The 21,249-nt window shown below is 60.6% G+C and carries 13 protein-coding genes; 8 read left to right on the top strand and 5 right to left on the bottom strand.

The window, feature by feature from the left end:
• Positions 1-1,035, bottom strand: a complete 1,035-nt coding sequence (gene waaF, locus FX982_RS09820) for a lipopolysaccharide heptosyltransferase II (RefSeq protein ID WP_172610496.1) — start codon at positions 1,033-1,035, stop codon at positions 1-3.
• A gap of 126 nt (positions 1,036-1,161) precedes the next feature.
• A complete protein-coding gene (gene glnE / locus FX982_RS09815; protein WP_172610495.1) occupies positions 1,162-4,113 on the bottom strand; it encodes a bifunctional [glutamate--ammonia ligase]-adenylyl-L-tyrosine phosphorylase/[glutamate--ammonia-ligase] adenylyltransferase in 2,952 nt (983 codons plus the stop codon).
• Positions 4,114-4,496: 383 nt separating this feature from the next.
• Between glnE and aceE the strand changes: the two genes are divergently transcribed.
• The 4 genes from aceE to msrA all read left to right on the top strand — a co-directional run bounded on the left by aceE (position 4,497) and on the right by msrA (position 12,810).
• On the top strand, positions 4,497-7,142 hold the full coding sequence (aceE, locus tag FX982_RS09810) for a pyruvate dehydrogenase (acetyl-transferring), homodimeric type (RefSeq protein ID WP_172610494.1): 2,646 nt from the start codon (positions 4,497-4,499) through the stop codon (positions 7,140-7,142).
• Positions 7,143-7,288: 146 nt separating this feature from the next.
• Positions 7,289-8,956 carry a dihydrolipoyllysine-residue acetyltransferase gene (gene aceF, locus FX982_RS09805; protein ID WP_172610493.1) on the top strand — a complete coding sequence of 556 codons (1,668 nt, stop codon included), beginning with the start codon at positions 7,289-7,291 and terminating at the stop codon, positions 8,954-8,956.
• A 366-nt stretch (positions 8,957-9,322) separates the two neighbouring features.
• Positions 9,323-12,016, top strand: coding sequence for a putative bifunctional diguanylate cyclase/phosphodiesterase (locus FX982_RS09800; RefSeq protein WP_172610492.1), 2,694 nt, complete (start codon positions 9,323-9,325; stop codon positions 12,014-12,016).
• A gap of 131 nt (positions 12,017-12,147) precedes the next feature.
• Positions 12,148-12,810, top strand: a complete 663-nt coding sequence (gene msrA / locus FX982_RS09795) for a peptide-methionine (S)-S-oxide reductase MsrA (RefSeq protein WP_172610491.1) — start codon at positions 12,148-12,150, stop codon at positions 12,808-12,810.
• A 338-nt stretch (positions 12,811-13,148) separates the two neighbouring features.
• On the opposite strand, the gene FX982_RS09790 is transcribed toward msrA, so the two are convergent.
• Entirely contained in the window at positions 13,149-13,988 is an 840-nt protein-coding gene (locus FX982_RS09790) for a 23S rRNA (adenine(2030)-N(6))-methyltransferase RlmJ (protein ID WP_172610490.1), read from the bottom strand.
• Between the two features lie 331 nt (positions 13,989-14,319).
• Here FX982_RS09790 and FX982_RS09785 point away from each other — a divergent pair, with 331 nt between their 5' ends.
• Positions 14,320-14,577 (top strand): hypothetical protein, encoded by a 258-nt coding sequence (locus FX982_RS09785; protein ID WP_172610489.1) that lies wholly within the window; start codon positions 14,320-14,322, stop codon positions 14,575-14,577.
• 120 nt (positions 14,578-14,697) lie between these two features.
• On the opposite strand, the gene FX982_RS09780 is transcribed toward FX982_RS09785, so the two are convergent.
• Together FX982_RS09780 and FX982_RS09775 are read right to left on the bottom strand one after the other, a co-directional pair.
• On the bottom strand, positions 14,698-15,801 hold the full coding sequence (locus FX982_RS09780) for a GlxA family transcriptional regulator (RefSeq protein ID WP_122625583.1): 1,104 nt from the start codon (positions 15,799-15,801) through the stop codon (positions 14,698-14,700).
• 458 nt (positions 15,802-16,259) lie between these two features.
• Positions 16,260-17,636: an L-serine ammonia-lyase gene (locus tag FX982_RS09775; protein WP_172610488.1), complete on the bottom strand. Its 1,377-nt coding sequence runs from the start codon at positions 17,634-17,636 to the stop codon at positions 16,260-16,262.
• Positions 17,637-18,112: 476 nt separating this feature from the next.
• On the opposite strand from FX982_RS09775, the gene FX982_RS09770 reads away from it, so the two are divergent.
• From FX982_RS09770 to choV, 3 genes are all read left to right on the top strand, one after another.
• Positions 18,113-19,060: a choline ABC transporter substrate-binding protein gene (locus FX982_RS09770; RefSeq protein ID WP_122533873.1), complete on the top strand. Its 948-nt coding sequence runs from the start codon at positions 18,113-18,115 to the stop codon at positions 19,058-19,060.
• Between the two features lie 65 nt (positions 19,061-19,125).
• Entirely contained in the window at positions 19,126-19,974 is an 849-nt protein-coding gene (gene choW, locus FX982_RS09765; protein WP_172613019.1) for a choline ABC transporter permease subunit, read from the top strand.
• Positions 19,971-21,152: a choline ABC transporter ATP-binding protein gene (choV, locus tag FX982_RS09760; protein WP_172610487.1), complete on the top strand. Its 1,182-nt coding sequence runs from the start codon at positions 19,971-19,973 to the stop codon at positions 21,150-21,152. Before choW ends, choV begins: the two co-directional genes overlap by 4 nt.
• The last annotated feature ends 97 nt before the right edge of the window (positions 21,153-21,249 follow it).

The following is a 21,249-nucleotide window of genomic DNA, read 5'->3' as shown; positions in this document are numbered from 1 at the left end:
TCAGGCGACCTCGACCGGGGCGGCGCCAATACGGCCGAGGGCCTGGATCACCGAATCCGGCTCCAGCAATCGCAGGCAGTTGTAATGGCCGAAGCGGCAGGTGCGGTCGAAGCACGGGCTGCACTCGATGCCGAGGCGGACGATCTCGACTTCATCGGCCAGCGGCGGCGTGAACCCCGGCGAGGTCGAGCCGTACACCGCCACCAGCGGGCGATTCAGCGCAGCGGCCACGTGCATCAGCCCGGAATCGTTGGAGACCACGGCGTCCGCGCAGGACAGCAGATCAATGGCCTCAGCCAGTGAGGTGCCGCCGCTGAGGTTCATGGACTCTTCGCGCAGGCCTGGAATCAGCCGCTCGCGGATGCTTTCACCCACTGCATGGTCGTTCTTCGAGCCGAACAGCCAGACTTGCCAGCCTTCACGGATCTTCGCTTCGGCGACCATGGCGTAATGCTCGGACGGCCAGCGCTTGGATTCACCGAACTCGGCGCCCGGGCACAGCGCGAGCACCGGCCGATCAAGGCTCAGACCGAACTTGCCCAACGCCGCGTCGCGGCTGGCGGTTTCGATTTGCAGGCTGGGCTTGGGATACGGGCGCGGCAGCTCGGCGCCTTTGTCGTAAGCCAGCGCCATGAAGCGCTCGATCATCAGCGGATAACGCTGTTTGTCGAGGGTGCGCACGTCGTTGAGCAGGCCATAGCGAAATTCGCCACGCCAGCCGGTGCGTTTGGGAATACCGGCGAAGAACGGCACCAGCGCCGACTTCAGCGAGTTGGGCAGCAGAATCGCCTGATCGTACTGACCCTTGAGGGATTTGCCGATGCGCCGACGCGTGGCCAGCTCCAGCGCGCCATGGCCGAGCGGGAAGCTCAAGGCCGTGCGCACTTCAGGCATGCGTTCGAGGATCGGCCGGCTCCACTCGGGCGCCAGCACATCGATCTCGCACTGCGGGTGACGCTGCTTCATGCACTGGAACAGCGTCTGCGCCATCACCATGTCACCGACCCAGCTGGGCCCTACGATCAGAATTCTCATGCTCTTCCAAAAACGACCAGAAACGAGCAGGGAGGCCCACCAAACAGCGTGATGCATGCACACGCCGCCTGACGCCTCCCTGTCATAGCTTTATATAGATCCGTTAGATCCGAACCCTGCCAGCAATCAACTAAGCCCCAACTGCCCCCAGATCCGCATCACTTCGCGCCGTTCGGTGGCGAACTGGTCGCCAGCCACAACACCCGGATCGTTCTGCAACGCCTGTCGATGAGCGGCCGAGCGGTAGGCCTTGTAAGCCTCACGCAGCAGACCGGCATCGGCGGCGGCCATCAGACCCGCCTCTTCAAGGCCTTCGAGAATACGGATGTTATCGGTGTAACGAAGCAGCGCGGGATGCTCTCTGGACCACGCCAGGGCCGCGTATTGCACCATAAATTCAATATCGACGATACCTCCGGCGTCCTGCTTGAGATCGAACCGCGCCGTCGGTTCGAAGGCATTCGCCCCCTTGCCTGCCGCCGTTGTGCGGGTGCCGAGGTTGTCGCGCATCTTGGCGCGCATCTCGCTGACTTCCTGACGCAGTTTCTGCAGATCACGCTCGCGGCCCAGTACCGAAGCGCGTACGGCCTGAAACTGCCGGCCGACATCGGTGCTGCCTACCAGCACCCGCGCGCGCACCAACGCCTGATGCTCCCACGTCCAGGCCTCGTTCTCCTGATAGCGGGAAAACGCACCGAGCGAACTCACCAGTAACCCCGCCGCGCCAGAAGGACGCAACCGCATGTCGACCTCGTACAACTGGCCCGAGTTGGTCTGGGTGGTGATCAAATGAATGATTCGCTGACCGAGCCGGGTGAAGAACTGCGCGCCATCGATCGGCTTGGCGCCGTCGGTTTCAGCCTGGGGATCGCCATCGTGGATGAACACCAGGTCCAGATCCGAGCCGTGCCCCAGCTCGATGCCGCCGACCTTGCCGTAGCCGACGATGACAAAACCGGGATCACACAATGTGCCATCCGGTCGACGCGGTGCACCATGACGGGCAACGGTGTGGCGCCAGGCGAGCGCCAGCACTTGCTCCAGAATCGCCTCGGCCAGCCAGGTCAGGTAATCACTGACTTTCATGAGCGGCAGGCTGCCGGTGATTTCAGAAGCGGCAACCCGCAGACGGTGTGCCAGTTTGAAATGTCGCAGCGCTTCCATTTGCTGTTCGAGATCGTCCTCGGGAATGCGCGTCAGACGCTCGCGCAGCTCGGCAGCGAGTTCGGGCGCCTGGGGCGGGCTGAACAGCCGACCTTCGTTCAGCAGCTCATCGAGCAACAACGGGAAGCGGGCGATCTGCTCGGCAATCCAAGGGCTGGCCGCGCACAGGGTCAGCAATCGACGCAGCGCGCCCGGGTTCTCGGTGAGCAACACCAGATACGCCGAGCGACGCGCCACCGCTTCCACCAGGGGCAGCACGCGTTCCAGCACCAGGTCGGGATTGTCGTGCTCGACCGCCTGGGCGAGCAGGCGCGGAATAAAGGCATCAAGCCGTTCGCGGCCCAGACGCTGCATCGAACGCAGCTGCGAACTGTTGCGCAGGTTGCTCAGATTTTTCAGGGCCTTTTGCGCGTCGGCGAATCCGCCCTCCTGGAGCTGGAGGCAGGCGCTTTCTTCGTTTTGCGACTCTTCCCACAGCGGCAGCCACTCGCCGCCGACGATTTCTTCGCCATGGTCCTCCTGGCCTTCTTCCTCGTCGGGGTCGGCGATGACCTGCCGGAAGTGCCACCCGACCCGCTCGCGCCAATGCATCAACTGCTCATGAAAGCTCGCCCAATCGGCAAAGCCCATCATGAAGGCGATGCGGGCTTTATCCTGCGGGTCGTCGGGGAGCATTTGCGTTTGCCGATCGGCGATCGCCTGAATGGCGTGCTCGGTATAGCGCAGGAACTGATAGCCCTCGCGCAGCTCATCAATGACCGCAGCGGGCAAATAGCCTTGGCCCTCGAGGGTTTTCAGCACCTTGAGCAACGGCCGTTGCTGCAGACTCAAATCGCGCCCGCCGTGGATCAGTTGAAACGCCTGGGCGATGAACTCCACTTCGCGAATGCCGCCCGCCCCCAGCTTGATGTTATCGGCCATGCCCTTGCGCCGGACTTCCTGCTGGATCAACTGCTTCATGGTGCGCAGCGCTTCAATGGCCGAGAAGTCCAGATAGCGGCGATAGACGAACGGCCGCAGCATGTCGAGCAACTCGCTGCCCTTCTCCTGATCACCGCCCACCACCCGCGCCTTGATCATGGCGTAGCGCTCCCAGTCGCGGCCCTGATCCTGGTAGTACTGCTCCAGCGCGTTAAAGCTGAGCACCAATGCACCGGAAGACCCATACGGGCGCAGACGCATGTCGACGCGGAAAACGAAGCCGTCGACGGTGACCGGGTCCAGCGCCTTGATCAATCGCTGACCCAGGCGGATGAAAAACTCCTGATTGTCGAGCGGGCGTTTGACGCCTTGGGTTTCGCCACCTTCGGGGTAGGCAAAGATGAGGTCGATGTCGGACGATAGGTTCAGCTCGACGGCGCCCAGCTTGCCCATGCCGAGGATAACCATCTGTTGCGGTTCGCCAGTCCGACGGCCGGTCGGCGTGCCGAACTGCTGGCAATGCCGCTCGTACAGCCACTTGTAAGCCAGATCGATGCAGCCATCTGCCATGTCCGAGAGATCACGGCAGGTTTCCACCAGATCGGCCTGTCGGGTCAGATCCCGCCAGATAATTCGCACTTGCTGGCGCGTGCGTTGACGACGTAGATTACGCCCCAGCTCATCGTCGCTGGCAGCCTGAATGACTGCATTGGCAATGTGCCCAAGCAGCTCGCCGGGCGCAAAACTACGCTCCAGCTCACCGGATTCAGCGAGATCGAGCAGCATCAGCGGATCGCGTGAAACCTGATCAGCAACGAAATCGCTGGCCGCACACACACGATCAAACGCCGACAGCCGCGCCTCCGGCCAGGCCTGAAATTGATGCCTGGCTTTATCTGCCAGGGAATCGAGAGCGGTACGCCAGGACTGGCCCGCGCGAGTGACCAACGGCAGGAGGACAGCCGGCAGCTCGGCCAGCAGGGGAAGGCTCATGGTCTATCCTTGATCGGCGTTCAAATGTCAGGCTGCCCTGGCGGTGCTTACACTGCACGGACAGACTGTCGAACAAAGGTTAAAAATTGCTGATGGCTGGCCAATCTTGATTGCCAGCATGTTCCGCCAAGTGATTCGTCAGATTTTTACACCGAGAACATCGCTTTAATGGACACTGCACCACGAGCGAAAACGTCGCTCAGCTGTAGTTTTACTACTGTATATACAAGTCAAAAAGCTGAATTAGCCCGAGATTTGTAGTAAAACTACACAACACCGGGGACCCATCCGGTCATCCAAGAATTTATATCGTCTGCCCACAAGGCCAGTCGCAACAAACTCAGGCAACCGATTCTGGAAGCCTTTCCGCCCTGGAGCAAGCCATGCAAGACCTCGATCCCGTCGAAACCCAGGAATGGCTGGACGCCCTGGAATCGGTTCTCGACAAAGAAGGCGAAGACCGTGCTCATTATCTGATGACCCGTATGGGTGAGCTGGCCACACGAAGTGGTTCGCAGCTGCCTTACGCCATCACCACGCCTTATCGCAACACCATCCCCGTTACCCACGAAGCACGCATGCCCGGCGACCTGTTCATGGAACGCCGCATTCGCTCGCTGGTACGTTGGAACGCTTTGGCGATGGTGGTCAAGACCAACATCGGCGACCCGGATCTGGGCGGCCACATCTCCAGCTTCGCTTCCAGTGCAACCCTGTACGACATCGGCTTCAACTACTTCTTCCAGGCCCCGACCGACGAACACGGCGGCGACCTGATCTACTTCCAGGGTCACGCATCGCCAGGCGTCTACGCCCGTGCGTTCATGGAAGGCCGCATCACCGAAGACCAGATGAACAACTTCCGTCAGGAAGTCGATGGCAACGGTCTGTCGTCCTATCCACACCCGTGGCTGATGAAAGACTTCTGGCAGTTCCCGACCGTTTCCATGGGTCTGGGTCCGATTCAGGCGATCTACCAGGCGCGCTTCATGAAGTACCTGGAGCACCGCGGTTACATCCCTGAAGGCAAGCAGAAAGTCTGGTGCTTCCTGGGCGACGGCGAGACCGACGAGCCGGAATCCCTGGGCGCCATCGCCCTGGCCGGTCGCGAGAAGCTCGACAACCTGATCTTCGTCGTGAACTGCAACCTGCAGCGTCTGGACGGTCCGGTTCGCGGCAACGCCAAGATCATCCAGGAACTGGAAGGCGTGTTCCGCGGTGCTCAGTGGAACGTGACCAAAGTCATCTGGGGTCGTTTCTGGGACCCGCTGCTGGCCAAAGACGTCGACGGTATCCTGCAACGTCGCATGGACGAAGTCATCGACGGCGAATACCAGAACTACAAAGCCAAAGACGGCGCTTTCGTGCGCGAACATTTCTTCAACTCGCCGGAACTCAAGGCGATGGTTGCGGACATGTCCGACGACGAAATCTGGAAGCTCAACCGTGGCGGCCACGACCCGTACAAGGTCTATGCGGCTTACCACAACGCGGTGAACCACAAAGGTCAGCCGACCGTGGTTCTGGCCAAGACCATCAAGGGTTATGGCACCGGCGCCGGTGAAGCGAAGAACACCGCGCACAACACCAAGAAGGTCGACGTCGACAGCCTGCGTCACTTCCGTGACCGCTTCGACATCCCGATCAAGGACGACCAACTCGAAGCCCTGCCGTTCTTCAAGCCGGAAGAAGGCAGCGCCGAAGCGCGCTACCTGGCCGAGCGTCGCGCTGCACTGGGCGGCTTCGTGCCACAGCGTCGCGCGCAGAGCTTCAGCCTGCCGACTCCGCCACTGGAAACCCTCAAGGCCATCCTTGACGGCTCCGGCGACCGCGAAATTTCTACCACCATGGCGTTTGTGCGCATCCTGACCCAACTGGTCAAGGACAAGGAAGTGGGTCAGCGCATCGTCCCGATCATTCCGGACGAAGCACGCACTTTCGGCATGGAAGGCATGTTCCGCCAGCTCGGCATCTACTCTTCTGTAGGCCAGCTGTACGAGCCGGTCGACAAAGAACAAGTGATGTTCTACCGCGAGGACAAGAAAGGTCAGATCCTCGAGGAAGGCATCAACGAAGCCGGTGCAATGTCTTCGTTCATCGCGGCAGGTACTTCGTACAGCAGCCACAACCAGCCGATGATTCCGTTCTACATCTTCTACTCGATGTTCGGTTTCCAGCGTATCGGCGACCTGGCATGGGCTGCAGGCGACAGCCGCACCCGTGGCTTCCTGATCGGCGGCACCGCCGGTCGTACCACCCTGAACGGTGAAGGTCTGCAGCACGAAGACGGCCACAGCCACATCCTGGCGTCGACCATCCCGAACTGCCGCACCTTCGATCCAACCTACGGCTACGAGCTGGCGGTGATCATTCAGGACGGCATGAAGAAGATGTTCGAAGAACAGCAGGACGTCTTCTATTACCTGACCGTGATGAACGAGTCCTACACGCAACCTGCCATGCCGGCCGGTTCCGAGGAAGGCATCATCAAGGGCATGTACCTGCTGGAAGAGGACACCAAGGAAGCCGCGCATCACGTGCAGCTGCTCGGTTCGGGCACCATCCTGCGTGAAGTACGCGAGGCGGCGAAGATCCTGCGCGAGCAGTTCAACATTGGCGCGGACGTCTGGAGCGTCACCAGCTTCAACGAATTGCGTCGCGACGGCCTGGCCGTAGAGCGCAGCAACCGCCTGAAGCCGGGTCAGAAGCCACAGTTGAGCTACGTTGAAGAATGCCTGAACGGCCGTAAAGGTCCGGTGATTGCTTCGACCGACTACATGAAACTGTTCGCTGACCAGATCCGTCAGTGGGTTCCGACCAAGGAATACAAGGTTCTGGGCACCGACGGTTTCGGCCGTAGCGACAGCCGCAAGAAGCTGCGCAACTTCTTCGAAGTTGACCGTCACTTCGTGGTGCTTGCCGCCCTGGAAGCCTTGGCCGATCGCGGCGATATCGAACCTAAAGTCGTGGCGGAAGCCATTGCCAAGTTCGGCATCGATCCTGAAAAGCGCAACCCGCTGGACTGCTAAGGTCTGCGTAACGATCGAATAGAGCGCTGACATATGCGCGAAACAGCCGCCAATGCGGAATTTACTTCGGTAAATGAGCATTCAGGCTGTTTCGTCGCAGATGAATCAGCGCAGTCGAGGAACAGGTTCTCCTAAGGAGAGACATTGTGAGTGAGTTAATTCGTGTACCCGACATCGGCAACGGTGAAGGTGAAGTCATTGAGTTGATGGTCAAGGTCGGTGATCGCATCGAAGCTGACCAGAGCGTGCTGACGCTGGAGTCGGACAAGGCAAGCATGGAAATCCCTGCGCCTAAAGCCGGTGTCATCAAGGCGATGAAAGTGAAGCTGGGCGACCGCCTGAAAGAAGGCGACGAGCTGTTTGAGCTGGAAGTGGAAGGCGAAGCGGCGGCCGAGCCTGCTGCTGCACCTGCTGCTGCCGCGCCTGCCCCTGCCGCTGAAAAACCTGCCGAGAAGCCAGCCGAAGCCGAACCTGCGCCTGCCGCAACGGCTGCACCTGCGGCGTCTGATACCGTCCAGGACATTCACGTTCCGGACATCGGTTCGTCGGGCAAGGCTCGCATCATCGAGCTGATGGTCAAAGTGGGCGACAGCATCGAAGCTGATCAATCCTTGATCACCCTGGAATCCGACAAAGCCTCGATGGAGATCCCGTCTCCAGCCGCTGGCGTCGTCGAAAGCATCAGCGTCAAGGTCGAAGACGAAGTCGGCACCGGCGATCTGATCCTGAAATTGAAAGTGGCCGGTGCTGCACCGGCCGCCGCACCTGCACAAGCTGCAGCCCCGGCTCCAGCCAAGGCTGAAGCGACTGCTCCGGCGGCCGCCCCTGCTGCTCCGGCTGCGAAAGCTGAAAGCGCGCCTGCTGCCGCACCCGCCGCCGCACCTGTCAACAACGGCGCCAAGGTTCACGCTGGCCCGGCTGTTCGTCAACTGGCGCGCGAGTTCGGCGTTGAGCTGAACGCTGTTTCGGCAACCGGCCCCCACGGTCGCGTGTTGAAAGAAGACGTGCAGGCGTACGTCAAATCGATCATGACCAAGTCCAAGGACGCGCCTTCTGCTGGCGGCGCTGCCGGCGGCATGGGCATCCCGCCGATTCCGGAAGTCGATTTCAGCCGTTTCGGCGAAACCGAAGAAGTGCCGATGACGCGTCTGATGCAGCTGGGCGCAACCGGTCTGCATCGCAGCTGGCTGAACATTCCGCACGTCACGCAATTCGACCAAGCCGACATCACCGACCTGGAAGCTTTCCGTATCGCGCAGAAAGCTGTGGCTGAAAAGGCCGGCGTCAAGCTGACCGTGCTGCCACTGCTACTCAAGGCCAGCGCGCACATGCTCAAGGAGCTGCCGGACTTCAACAGTTCGCTGGCGCCAAGTGGCAAAGCGATCATTCGCAAGAAGTACTTCAACATCGGCTTCGCGGTGGATACGCCGGAAGGCCTGCTGGTCCCGGTGATCAAGAACGTCGACCAGAAGAGCCTGCTGCAACTGGCGGCCGAAGCGGCCGAGCTGGCGGAAAAGGCACGCTCCAAAAAGCTGTCGGCCAACGACATGCAAGGCGCCTGCTTCACCATCTCAAGCCTGGGCCACATTGGCGGCACCGGCTTCACGCCGATCGTGAACGCGCCGGAAGTGGCAATCCTTGGCGTGTCCAAGGCCACCATGCAACCGGTCTGGGACGGCAAGGCTTTCCAGCCTCGCCTGATGCTGCCGCTGTCGCTGTCCTACGATCACCGTGTGATCAACGGCGCCGCCGCAGCGCGCTTCACCAAGCGTTTGAGCGAATTGCTGGCGGACATCCGCACGATTCTGCTGTAAGCCGTACAAGGCCCGTTTTTCGAGAAACGGGCCTTCGCTTTCTCGAGCTGCCACGCTCGTACCTCAACCCCGCTGACTGGCGGGGCTTTTTTTGCCTTTAAAAAGAGGACGCCGCGCGGCCTCAAGCGCCTACAGTATTTAATCCCGCGGCCGATAGCTGATCATGCACACATACCAACCGCTCGACCCTCACCCTGACAATCCGATCAATTACCTCCAGTAAATCAACCGTCTGCCGACAGATTTATAGCACTAAGCCATCGCGCTCACTTGTCAGCCCGTTCGCCATGATGCAACCTTGCGGCACGCGACTTTAAGACGGGCTCCTTGCCCGTGCGCGACAGCACCCTGAAAGCGAGTTCCTTCATGAAAAGCCAACCTGATGCTGCCGGTAGACCGGCGGCCGAGGTCGTGACGCAATTACCGGTGCCTTCGCGGCTCGGCATGCTGCGTTTCGAGCGGCTGAATGAACCCAGCTGGGCCATGCTCTATCTGGATCCGAACTGCGAAAAGCAATTCAGCATGCCCGCCGTGGAACTCTGCGCGCTGGTGGGCACGCCGTATGCCAGCCTCATGGAGCCCGAAGCGCGCTATCAACTGCACGACGCCGTGCAGCTGCAACTGGCGGGCGGCGCCCATTACCTGATTCGCTACACCCTGCACACGACGCGCGGCCCGTTGGGTCTGGTGGAGATTGGCGAGTCTTACAAGCAACACAATCGGCACTTGCTGCGCGGCTATCTGATGGTCGTCAATGAGCAGGTCGAGCCCGGAGAACTGGTGATCAGCCCGGATCTGGAAGTGCAGAACTCCCGTCTGCAGATCGCGCTGGAGCTCAATCAGCGCGCCCAGCACGAACAGTTGCACCATCTGGAACGGGTCCGCGGCCAGCAAAGCCTGATTCTGCGCCTCGCACGCCATCGCTACAGCTCGAACAATTCGCTGCAGGAAGCGGCAGAGCTGATCACCAAAAGCGCCTGCGAGATCTACAACATCTCCTGCGCCAGCCTGTGGAACCTGAACGGCAAGACCCTGGAGCCGATTGCAGAGTATCGCCGCGATACCAGCACGTTCCCCAAAACCAACGCGATCGATATCAGCGAATTCCCCAGCTACCTGGATGTGTTGCATACCAGCCGCGCCATCGACGTCAACGACGTCGAGCAGGATCCGCGCACCAAAGAGCTGGTTCAGCGACTGCGCACCCAGGACATCACCGCCATACTCGACGCCGCCGTGCGCATCGACGGCCAGGTGGTGGGCGTGCTGTGCCTTGAGCAGACGGGCGCCCCCCGGGAATGGCAGTCTGATGAGATCGCCTTCGCCGGCGAGCTGGCCGACCAGTTTGCCCACGCCATCAACAACCACAACCGCCGCACCGCCACCAGCGCCCTGCACCTGTTTCAGCGTGCCGTAGAGCAGAGCGCCAACGCGTTTTTGCTGGTCAACCGCGACGGCGTGGTGGAGTACGTCAACCCGAGTTTCACCGAGATCACTCAATACCCCGCCGACGAAGTCCACGGGCAGCAACTCTCGGAGCTGCCTGCGCTCGAAAACCTCAGCGCGCTGCTGCTCGACGCGAACTCCAGTCTGGTCAACGGAAACAGCTGGCAGGGCGAGTTCAAGAGCCGGCGCAAAAACCTAGAGCCCTACTGGGGCCAGCTGTCGATTTCCAAGGTGTACGGGGACAACCGCGAGCTGACCCATTACATCGGCATCTACGAAGACATCACCCAGGCCAAGCTCTCCCAGCAGCGGATCGAGCGCCTGGCGTACACGGATAATCTGACCAATCTGGGCAACCGTCCGGCCTTCATCCGAACCCTGGACGAGCACTTCGCTCGCGACGTCGAAACCCCGATCAGCCTGTTGCTGGTGGACATCGACAACTTCAAGCGCATCAACGACAGCCTCGGCCACCACACCGGGGACAAACTGCTGATCAGCCTCGCCCGTCGGCTGCGCAACAGCCTAAGCCCGACCGGCATACTGGCGCGATTCGCCAGTAACGAATTCGCCGTGCTGCTCGACGACACCAGTCCTGAAGAAGGCCAACGCGTGGCCAGTCAGGTGCTAAGCACGCTGGACAAGCCGATGTTCGTCGACAATCAGTTGATCAGCGTGACCGGCTCGGTAGGGCTGGCGTGCGCGCCGATCCACGGCCGCGACCCGCAGACGCTGATGAAGAACGCAGGCCTGGCGCTGCACAAAGCCAAGGCCAACGGCAAGCATCAGGTGCAAGTGTTCACCGAGGCGCTGAACGCCGAGGCGAGCTACAAGCTTTTCGTCGAGAACAATCTGCGCCGCGCCCTGACTCAGAATGAACTTGAGGTCTTCTACCAGCCGAAACTGTGCCTGCGCAGTGGCCGTTTGCTGGGCATGGAAGCGTTGTTGCGCTGGAACCATCCGGAAAAAGGCATGATTCGCCCGGATCAGTTCATCAGCGTCGCCGAAGAGACCGGCCTGATCATCCCGATCGGCAAATGGGTCGCGCGCCAGTCCTGCCGCATGAGCAAGCAATTGACTGCGGCTGGCTACGGCAAGCTGCATGTGGCCATCAACGTGTCGCCCAAACAGTTTTCCGATCCGGAGCTGGTTTCTTCGCTGGCCGGTATTCTGCGTGACGAACAGCTCGACCCGTCGCTACTGGAACTGGAATTGACTGAAGGTCTGCTGCTGGAGGCAACTGAAGACACGCGCCTGCAGCTGGAGTCGTTGAAGACCTTGGGCCTGACCCTGGCGATGGATGACTTCGGTACAGGCTATTCGTCATTCAGCTATCTGAAGAAATTCCCCATCGACGTGATCAAGATCGACCGCAGCTTCATTCGGGACATTCCGGACGATCAGGACGACATGGAAATCACCTCGGCGGTCATCGCCATGGCTCACAACCTCAAGCTGACCGTGGTCGCCGAAGGCATCGAGACGGCGGCACAACTGGCCTTCCTGCGTCGTCATCGCTGTGATGTCGGTCAAGGCTATCTGTTCGACAAGCCGATCCCGGGCGAAGCGCTGATCGAAACCTTGCGTCGCTACCCGCGCGGCCCGCTGGCCTGAGCCCCCCTTCCCCGCATCACATCAGTGCGGCACACTTGCCGCCCTGCATTTGCATCAGCCGATTCTGACCCCATATACGGTTTTCACTGACAACGCATGTTGGTTGTCCTGCCCCAGAGAGGATGTGCCTCATGGTCTTGCGCTCGGAAATTCTTGTGAATAAAAACGCTCTCCCTACAGCCCAGCAGGCACTGCCCGGGCGTGAAACACCCATGACCCTGCCTGAAACTCATTTCGTCAACGGCACTCCCCTCCTTGGGCCGTTCTTCAACGACGTCGAATTCGCCATCTTTGGTCTGGGATGTTTCTGGGGGGCAGAACGTCGCTTCTGGCAACGTGATGGCGTCGTCAGCACCGTCGTGGGTTACGCAGGCGGATTCACACCGAACCCGACGTACGAAGAAGTCTGCTCGGGTCTGACGGGCCATGCCGAGGTGGTGCTCGTGGTGTATGAGCCTGCGAAGGTCAGCTATGAGCAACTGCTGGCCATGTTCTGGGAATTGCACAACCCGACCCAGGGCATGCGTCAGGGCAACGACATCGGCACCCAATACCGCTCGGTGATCTACGCGACAACCCCTGAGCAACTGCAGGCGGCCAAGGCCAGCGCCGAGGTGTATCAAGCCGAACTGGGCAAGGCCGGTCTCGGGGAAATCACAACCGACATCGACCAGGCGCCGACCGTGTACTTCGCCGAGGCCTATCACCAGCAATACCTGGCGAAGAATCCCCAGGGCTACTGCGGTATCGGCGGCACCGGCGTCTGCATGCCGCCGAGTCTGGCGGGGAACTGAGTTACCCCATAGAGGGATCGGCCGCGTTGGACCCGTTGGCATCCCTGGTATCGGCAAAGGCTGCCTTGGCCGGGGGAGGCAGACATCGCCGATCCTCCGGCAGATGAACGAATTGTGGGAGCGAGCTTGCTCGCGAATGGGCCATTACATTCGCTAAATAGTCAGCGGTTGAGATGCCGCCCTCGCGAGCAAGCTCACTCTAAATGAACGGTGTCCGCTGCATCACTTCCTGGCCCCTTCCCGTCTAAAGCTGAACCCACTGACACTACGCGTGCTCTCAGTGGGACCGGCTTTAGCCGGGAAGACGTAAGCCGTCACACCGCAGAAACCAAGAGCGGCTACTCCGCAATCAACCAATCCATCTTCCAGTCGCCCTGGGTCTGGCCGAGCTTCTTCGCCAGCCATGGCATCAACTCGCGCAGCTCTTCTTCCAAACCCCACGGCGGATTGGCGATCGCCAGGCCGGAGCCGTTGAGGCTGTTGGGTGTGTCCAGCGGGTGCACGAACAACTCGACTCGCAGCAGCTTCGGTGCGCCAGTCTCGGCCAGTTCCTGATAGAAACGCTTGAGGGCGCGCTGGTCCTTGATCGGGTACCAGATGGCCGCAACGGTCTGGCGCATCCGCGCGATGGTTTCCTTGAGGGCGACGGAGCAGCGCTTCATCTCATCGAGCTGCTCGAACGGCGGGTCAATCAGCATGACTGCGCGCTTCTCGTGAACCGGCAGCAAGGCCCGTGGCACGTGCCAGCCTTCGCCCAGGTGCACGGCGACGCGGCGGTCGTATTTCATGTTGTCTTTAAGCAGCGCGCCGTCTTCCGGGTGCTTTTCGTTGAGCAGCACGCGGTCCTGTTCGCGGGTCAGGCGGCGGGCCAGTTCGGGAGAGCCCGGGTAGTAACGCAGTTCGCCGGTCTTGCGGTTCATCTGGCGAATCGCGTCGATGTAACCGGCCGCCATTTCAGGCACGTCATCGGCATCCCAGAGACGGCCAATGCCTTCGATCCATTCGCCGGTGCGCGTTGCCTGATCGCCCTGCAAGTCATACAGGCCGATGCCCGCGTGGGTGTCGAGGTAAGCGAGTGGCTGCTCCTTGCGCGACATCAGCGCGATCAAGCGAGTCAGAACGATGTGTTTGAAAACGTCGGCGTGGTTGCCGGCGTGGAAGGCGTGACGGTAGTTCATGGCGGCTCCTGGAAGGCTGCGGAGTTTATCAAACCATCCGACGTTGCGCAGACCACTCATACCCTGCCGCTCGAGGGAGCCTAAACGACAGGCAAAAAAATCCCCGGTTAAGCCGTTACAAAACCGGGGTGAGGCAGTTGCGCGAGCCAGAGGGTGACCAAACCGTAGTCCGCGCAACGTAAGTGGGGCGATTATGCCAAATGAACTAAACGGTTACATAGCCGAAAACGACACGCTGATGCGTATGCCAGACATCTGTGACGCCAGCGCTTGCCGAGCTCACGCGCGCACCACCAGAATCAGGTCAACCTCAACAGACGGAGCGCACGTCATGATGCACGCAGACCTCATCGACCAGGACGACTTGATCAGCCAACTCAGAGCGATCGGTCTCGACGTGCCCTCCGGCCTCAGCGCAGAACAGGCCTGTGCCCAAGCGGTGCGCGGCCTCAATGACGACCGCGCTCGGGCCTTGCGGCAACTGGTAGAGAAACTGCTGAGCGGCAGCGCGACGATTTTGCCAGCCGTGCGCCAGGCGATTGATCAGCAGTTGTTGCCGGCGCTGGCGGCTTACAAGCAGAGTGCCTAGAGGCGTGACGCATTTTGTAGGAGTGAGCTTGCTCGCGAGAGGCCGGTACAGCCGATACAGATCTATCGTCCATACGACTGATCGCGAGCAAGCTCACTCCTACAGGAGACCGTTGCGCTCTTACAACCGCACACTCGCAAACGTCGACTCATTACGCGCCTGACTCAGCGCTGACAGTGGGCCGGACAACGGCGCCAGGACGAGCGACTGCGGAATCGGCAGCATTGCTACTTGCTGGGTAGTATTGGAGCCCACGCGTTCGTCGCGTGGCGGGATGCCGAAGTATTCGCGATAGCACTTGGAGAAGTGCGGCGTGGACACGAACCCGCACACCGAAGCCACTTCGATAATCGACATCGGTGTCTGCTTGAGTAATTGCCGCGCGCGGATCAGGCGCAGCTTGAGGTAATAGCGTGACGGCGAGCAGTGCAGGTATTTCTGGAACAGCCTCTCCAGCTGACGTCGGGACACGGCGACATACACCGCGAGTTCGTCCAGATCGATCGGCTCCTCCAGGTTGGCTTCCATCAGCGCGACGATTTCCTGCAGCTTCGGCTGGTTGGTGCCAAGCATGTGTTTGAGCGGCACACGTTGGTGATCCTGTTCGTTGCGGATGCGTTCGTAGACGAACATTTCCGAGATCGCGGCGGACAGCTCACGGCCATGATCGCGGCTGATCAGGTGCAGCATCATGTCCAGCGGCGCGGTGCCGCCGGAACTGGTGAAGCGGTTGCGGTCAAGGGTGAACAGGCGCGTACTCATGGCGACGCGGGGGAAAGCTTCCTGCATCGCGGCCAGACATTCCCAGTGCACGCTGCAATCAAAACCGTCCAGCAAGCCCGCGCAGGCCAGTGCCCAGCTGCCGGTGCACACCGCGCCAAGACGACGGGACTGACGCGCCTGGCTCTGCAGCCAGCTGACGTGTTCGCGGGTAACGCTGCGTTGAATGCCGACGCCGCCGCAGACAATCACGGTGTCGAGCACCGGCGCCTTGTGCATCGCGGCGTCCGGGGTGATCTGCAGACCGTCGCTGGCCCAGACCTGGCCGCCGTCAGCGGTCAGCGTAGTCCAGCGATACAGCTCGCGACCCGATAACTGATTCGCCATACGCAGTGGCTCGACCGCTGACGCGAGGGAGATCAATGTGAAGTTGTCCAGCAGCAGGAAGCCGATGGATTGGGGCGCACGGTTCTGGGGTTGGGCCCCGGAGTTGAACGTAGTCATCACACTTCTCCTCACGCGTAAAACGGTTGAAGGCCTCAGCAGAGGCTCTCGTTGTCTCGCCCTCATCTGCGGAGAGCTTGGTCATTGCAACGCAATTGCCATGCCTAAATTTGAATGAGCATTCAACAACTCCCGATAGCGACGTCGCGAAGCGTCTATTCGGGAGCGACACAACGATTCAAATCGCGACCTCGTGACGGCTGAGCCATAAGCGCTGCGGGAGGGATGAGCACTTCCGTAGCACTTGTGTGAACCATCGAATCGGCAGGCGGTCAGGGAGTGTCACCCGATGCACAGAGTGATCGAGCGTCGGTGATGGGCCTTGGATACAGATGGCATCGCGCCAGCTCAAGAGTGAGCGCGCGCCAAAAGGTAGCGGGCTCAGTGGGACGTGTGCGAAAAGCGAGCAGGCGGCGACAGGCGCACCTGCGTTTATCCCGAGACCGGGCGTTACCGACTCAACATTCGACGGCGCTGACCGCCAGCCCGCCTCGCGAAGTCTCTTTGTATTTGTCGTGCATATCGGCGCCGGTGTCGCGCATGGTGCGAATGACCCGGTCCAGCGAAATGAAGTGCTGGCCGTCGCCGCGCAGGGCCATTTGCGCGGCGTTGATGGCTTTCACCGCAGCGATGGCGTTGCGCTCGATGCACGGCACCTGAACCAGTCCGCCCACCGGATCGCAGGTCAGGCCCAGGTTGTGTTCCAGACCGATTTCAGCCGCGTTGCACAGCTGCGCCGGGGTGGCACCCAGGATGTCCGCCAGACCGGCCGCGGCCATGGCGCACGCGGAACCGACCTCGCCCTGGCAGCCCACTTCGGCGCCGGAGATCGACGCGTTCTTTTTGCACAGAATGCCGATAGCCGCCGCGCCCAAAAGGTAATCGACCACGTTGGCTTCGCTGACTTCGTCGCTGAATTTGACGAAGTAATGCAGCACCGCCGGAATGATCCCCGCAGCGCCGTTTGTGGGCGCCGTGACCATGCGCCCCCCGGCGGCATTTTCTTCGTTGACCGCCAGCGCAAACAGGTTGACCCACTCCATCGCGCTTAGCGTCGAGCCGATCACGTTCGGCTTGTTCAGCTCCAGCAGGCTGCGATGCAGACGCGCCGCACGACGACGCACGTTCAGGCCGCCCGGCAGGATGCCTTCGTGCTTCAAACCCAGTTCCACACACGCCTGCATGGCCCGCCAGAGGTGCATGAGCCCGGCGCGGATTTCGTCCTCGCTACGCCAGACTTTCTCGTTTTCCATCATCAGTTGCGATACCCGCAAGCCGTGGGTTTCGCAGAGCATCAACAATTCGTCGGCGCTGGAGAAATCATAGGGCAGCACGGTTTCGTCGCGATCCAGCACGCCACTGGCGGCCTGGGCTTCGTCGACGACAAAACCGCCGCCCACCGAGTAGTAAGTGTCGCGATGAAACTCGCCGTGCTCGTCAGATACGATCAGCGTCATAGCATTGGGGTGGAACGGCAGGTTTTCATCGACGAGCAACATGTCGCGCTGCCAGATAAAAGGGATAGGGTGATCGCCATTGAGTTTCAAGGTGTCGGTTTCACGCAGTTCGGCGATGCGCTGGCCGATCAGCGCAGGATCGATTGCGTCGGGCCATTCGCCCATCAGGCCCATGACCACCGCGCTGTCACTGCCATGGCCGACGCCGGTTGCCGACAGCGAGCCGTAAAGCCGCACTTCAACGCGGTTCACTTGCCCCAGTTGTTCGCGTTCGCGCAGACCCTGAACGAACAGCGCCGCCGCGCGCATGGGGCCGACGGTGTGTGAGCTGGAGGGGCCGATACCGATTTTGAACAGGTCGAACACGCTGATAGCCATTAACCGCAAACCTCCGAAAACAGGGCTCCCGGCGCGCCGCGCGGCCGGCGATGGAGCTGCTACGCTCAAGCAGCAATCCACCGAGATGGCGGCATCATCAGCCTTTTGTTTTGCGGGGCGGCGTCTCACACCGACTCACCCATGCCCACCAACGTCGCCTCTGCTTTTACCGGTGCCTGAGCACGATCGGCTGCCGATTTCGGCACTTTTTGCCGTATCGTCACTCTGCTTTTGTCCCGGGAATCATTCGGCGAGCAGGGAAAAAACCTGTAAGCGACGTCACTGATGCTGGATACGACTCCCTGTGTACTGGATACGACGCCCCCTGTAGGCGTTTGTTTTTCCCTGTTACATGATCGTTGTCGACTCAATCGCCAGACGCAGTGATGGAGCTGTTTTCCCAACTTGACTCGCCGACACCAGAAAACGCATCAGCTGCGGTTGATGCCGAGAAGAAAACACCAAAGGAGTCCGACATGAAAGGTTCACACAGGCTGTTACTGGGCGTTGCGCTGAGTCTTCCCCTCCTGGCCCAGGCTGCAGAGCCTGCCGCTTGCCAGACGGTCAATTTTTCCGATGTGGGCTGGACCGACATCACGGCGACCACCGCCGTCACCAGCGTCGTGCTGCAGTCGTTGGGCTACAAAACCAAAACCACGATGATTTCCGTACCTGTGACCTACAAGTCGCTGGCCGATGGCAAGAACATGGACATCTTCCTCGGCAACTGGATGCCGACCATGGAAAACGACATCAAGGCCTACCGCGACGCCGGCACCGTCGAGACCGTCCGCGCCAACCTCGAAAACGCCAAGTACACCCTCGCCGTTCCCCAGGCCCTGTATGACAAGGGGCTTCACGATTTCGCCGACATCGTCAAATTCAAGAAAGAGCTCGACGGCAAAATCTATGGCATCGAGCCGGGCAACGACGGCAACCGCCTGATCCAGAGCATGATCGACAAAAACGCCTTTGGCCTCAAAGACGCAGGCTTCAAGGTCGTCGAATCGAGCGAAGCGGGGATGCTGTCCCAGGTCGACCGCGCCTCGCGACGCAACACCGACGTGGTGTTCCTGGGCTGGGAACCGCACCCGATGAACACCCGTTTCAAAATCAAATACCTCACCGGCGGCGATGACTTCTTCGGCCCCGACTTCGGTAAAGCCACGGTCTACACCAACGTTCGCAAGGGCTACACCACCGAGTGCAGCAACGTCGGTCAGTTGCTGAAGAACCTGTCGTTCACCTTGCCGATGGAAAGCACGCTGATGGGCAATATCCTCGACGACAAGAAAAAGCCTGAGGTAGCCGCCAAGGCATGGCTGAAAGCCAACCCTCAAGTACTCGACACCTGGCTGGCGGGCGTCACCACCGTGGACGGAAAACCTGGCCTGGAAGCCGCAAAAGCCGAGCTGACGAAGTAACTCGACAGGCAGGCGTGTAACGCCCGCCTGTTGTCCTCTTTTCATCCCGCACGCGGACAACCGACATCATGCTGACTGATCATAAAATCCCTCTGGGCGAGTACATCGCCGGCTTTGTCGAATGGCTGACGCAACACGGCGCCAGCACCTTCGATGCCATTGCTTCGTCACTCGAAACCATGATTCACGGCCTGACCGGCGGCCTGACCTGGTTCAACCCCTTCGTGCTGATCGGCCTGGTTGCCCTGCTCGCTCACTTCATTCAGCGCAAATGGGGCCTGACCGCCTTTGTGATCATTTCCTTTCTGTTGATCCTTAACCTGGGGTACTGGCAGGAAACCATGGAGACCCTGGCGCAGGTGCTGTTCGCCACGGCGGTCTGTGTGGTGATCGGCGTGCCGCTGGGCATCATTGCCGCGCACAAGCCGATGTTTTACACCTGCATGCGCCCTGTGCTCGACCTGATGCAGACGGTGCCCACGTTCGTTTACCTGATCCCGACCCTGACCCTGTTCGGCCTCGGCGTGGTGCCGGGCCTGATTTCGACGGTGGTGTTCGCGATCGCCGCGCCCATCCGCCTGACCTATCTGGGCATCTGTGATGTCCCGCAAGAACTCCTCGACGCCGGCAAAGCCTTCGGCTGCTCGCGCCGTCAACTGCTCTCCCGTATCGAACTGCCCCACGCCATGCCGAGCATCGCGGCCGGCATCACCCAGTGCATCATGCTGTCGCTGTCGATGGTGGTCATCGCCGCGCTGGTGGGCGCTGACGGCTTGGGCAAACCTGTGGTCAACGCACTGAACACTGCTGATATCGCTCTGGGCTTCGAAGCGGGCCTGGCGATCGTATTGCTGGCGATCATGCTCGACCGGATCTGCAAACAACCGGACGCCAAAGTGAGGGCCGACGCATGAGCATCATCAAATTCGATCAGGTTGACGTCGTCTTCTCCAAAGACCCGCGTGAGGCACTCAAGCTGTTGGACCAGGGCCTTACGCGGGCAGAAATCCTCAAGAAAACCGGCCAGATCGTCGGCGTTGAAAAAGCTACGCTGGAGATCAACAAAGGCGAGATCTGCGTGCTGATGGGCCTGTCCGGGTCGGGCAAATCCAGCCTGCTGCGTTGCATCAACGGCCTGAACACCGTCAGCCGCGGCTCGCTGTTCGTCGAGCACGAAGGCAATCAGATCAACATCGCAGCCTGCACCCCTGCCGAGCTGAAAATGATGCGCACCAAGCGCATCGCGATGGTGTTTCAAAAGTTCGCCCTGATGCCTTGGCTGACGGTGCGCGAGAACATCAGTTTTGGTCTGGAAATGCAGGGCCGCCCCGAGAAAGAGCGGCGCGCGCTGGTGGACGAAAAGCTGGAACTGGTCGGCCTGACCCAATGGCGCAACAAGAAGCCGGACGAGCTGTCGGGCGGCATGCAGCAGCGTGTCGGCCTGGCTCGCGCCCTGGCGATGGACGCCGACATTCTGCTGATGGACGAGCCCTTCTCGGCGCTCGATCCGCTGATTCGTCAGGGCTTGCAGGATGAACTGCTGGCGCTGCAGAAGAAGCTGAACAAGACCATCGTCTTCGTGAGCCACGACCTGGACGAAGCGCTCAAGCTCGGCACCCGCATCGCGATCATGAAGGACGGCCGGATCATTCAGTACAGCGTGCCGGAAGAGATCGTGCTCAATCCCGCCGACGAATACGTCCGTACGTTTGTCGCCCACACCAACCCGCTCAACGTGCTGTGCGGTCGCAGCCTGATGCGCCCGATCACCCAGTGCACGCGCATCAACGGTTCTCAGGTCTGTCTGGACCCGAGCGACGACACATGGATTGATCTTACCGATGGCAACGCCATCACCGGCGCCCATCAGCATGGTGCGAGCCTTGATCTGCAAAGCTGGGCACCGGGCCAGTCGGTGGAAACCCTCGACCGCAAACCCACCGTTGTCCACTCCGACATCGGCATGCGCGATGCCCTGCAGATTCGCTACCACACCGGCAACAAGCTGGTGCTGCAGGAGAACAACCAACTGGTCGGCATCCTCGGCGACAGCGAGCTGTACCACGCATTGCTGGGCAAGAATCACGGCTGATAGCAGCTGCAAGCTTCAAGTCTCAAGCTGCAAGAAAAAGGCCGCCAAGCCTCGACTCTTGCGGCTTGGAGCTTAAAGCTTGTGGCTGCCTTTTTGC

The organism is Pseudomonas graminis (assembly GCF_013201545.1).
Classification (GTDB): Bacteria; Pseudomonadota; Gammaproteobacteria; order Pseudomonadales; family Pseudomonadaceae; genus Aquipseudomonas.
This window is presented reverse-complemented; position numbering and strand designations above follow the sequence as displayed.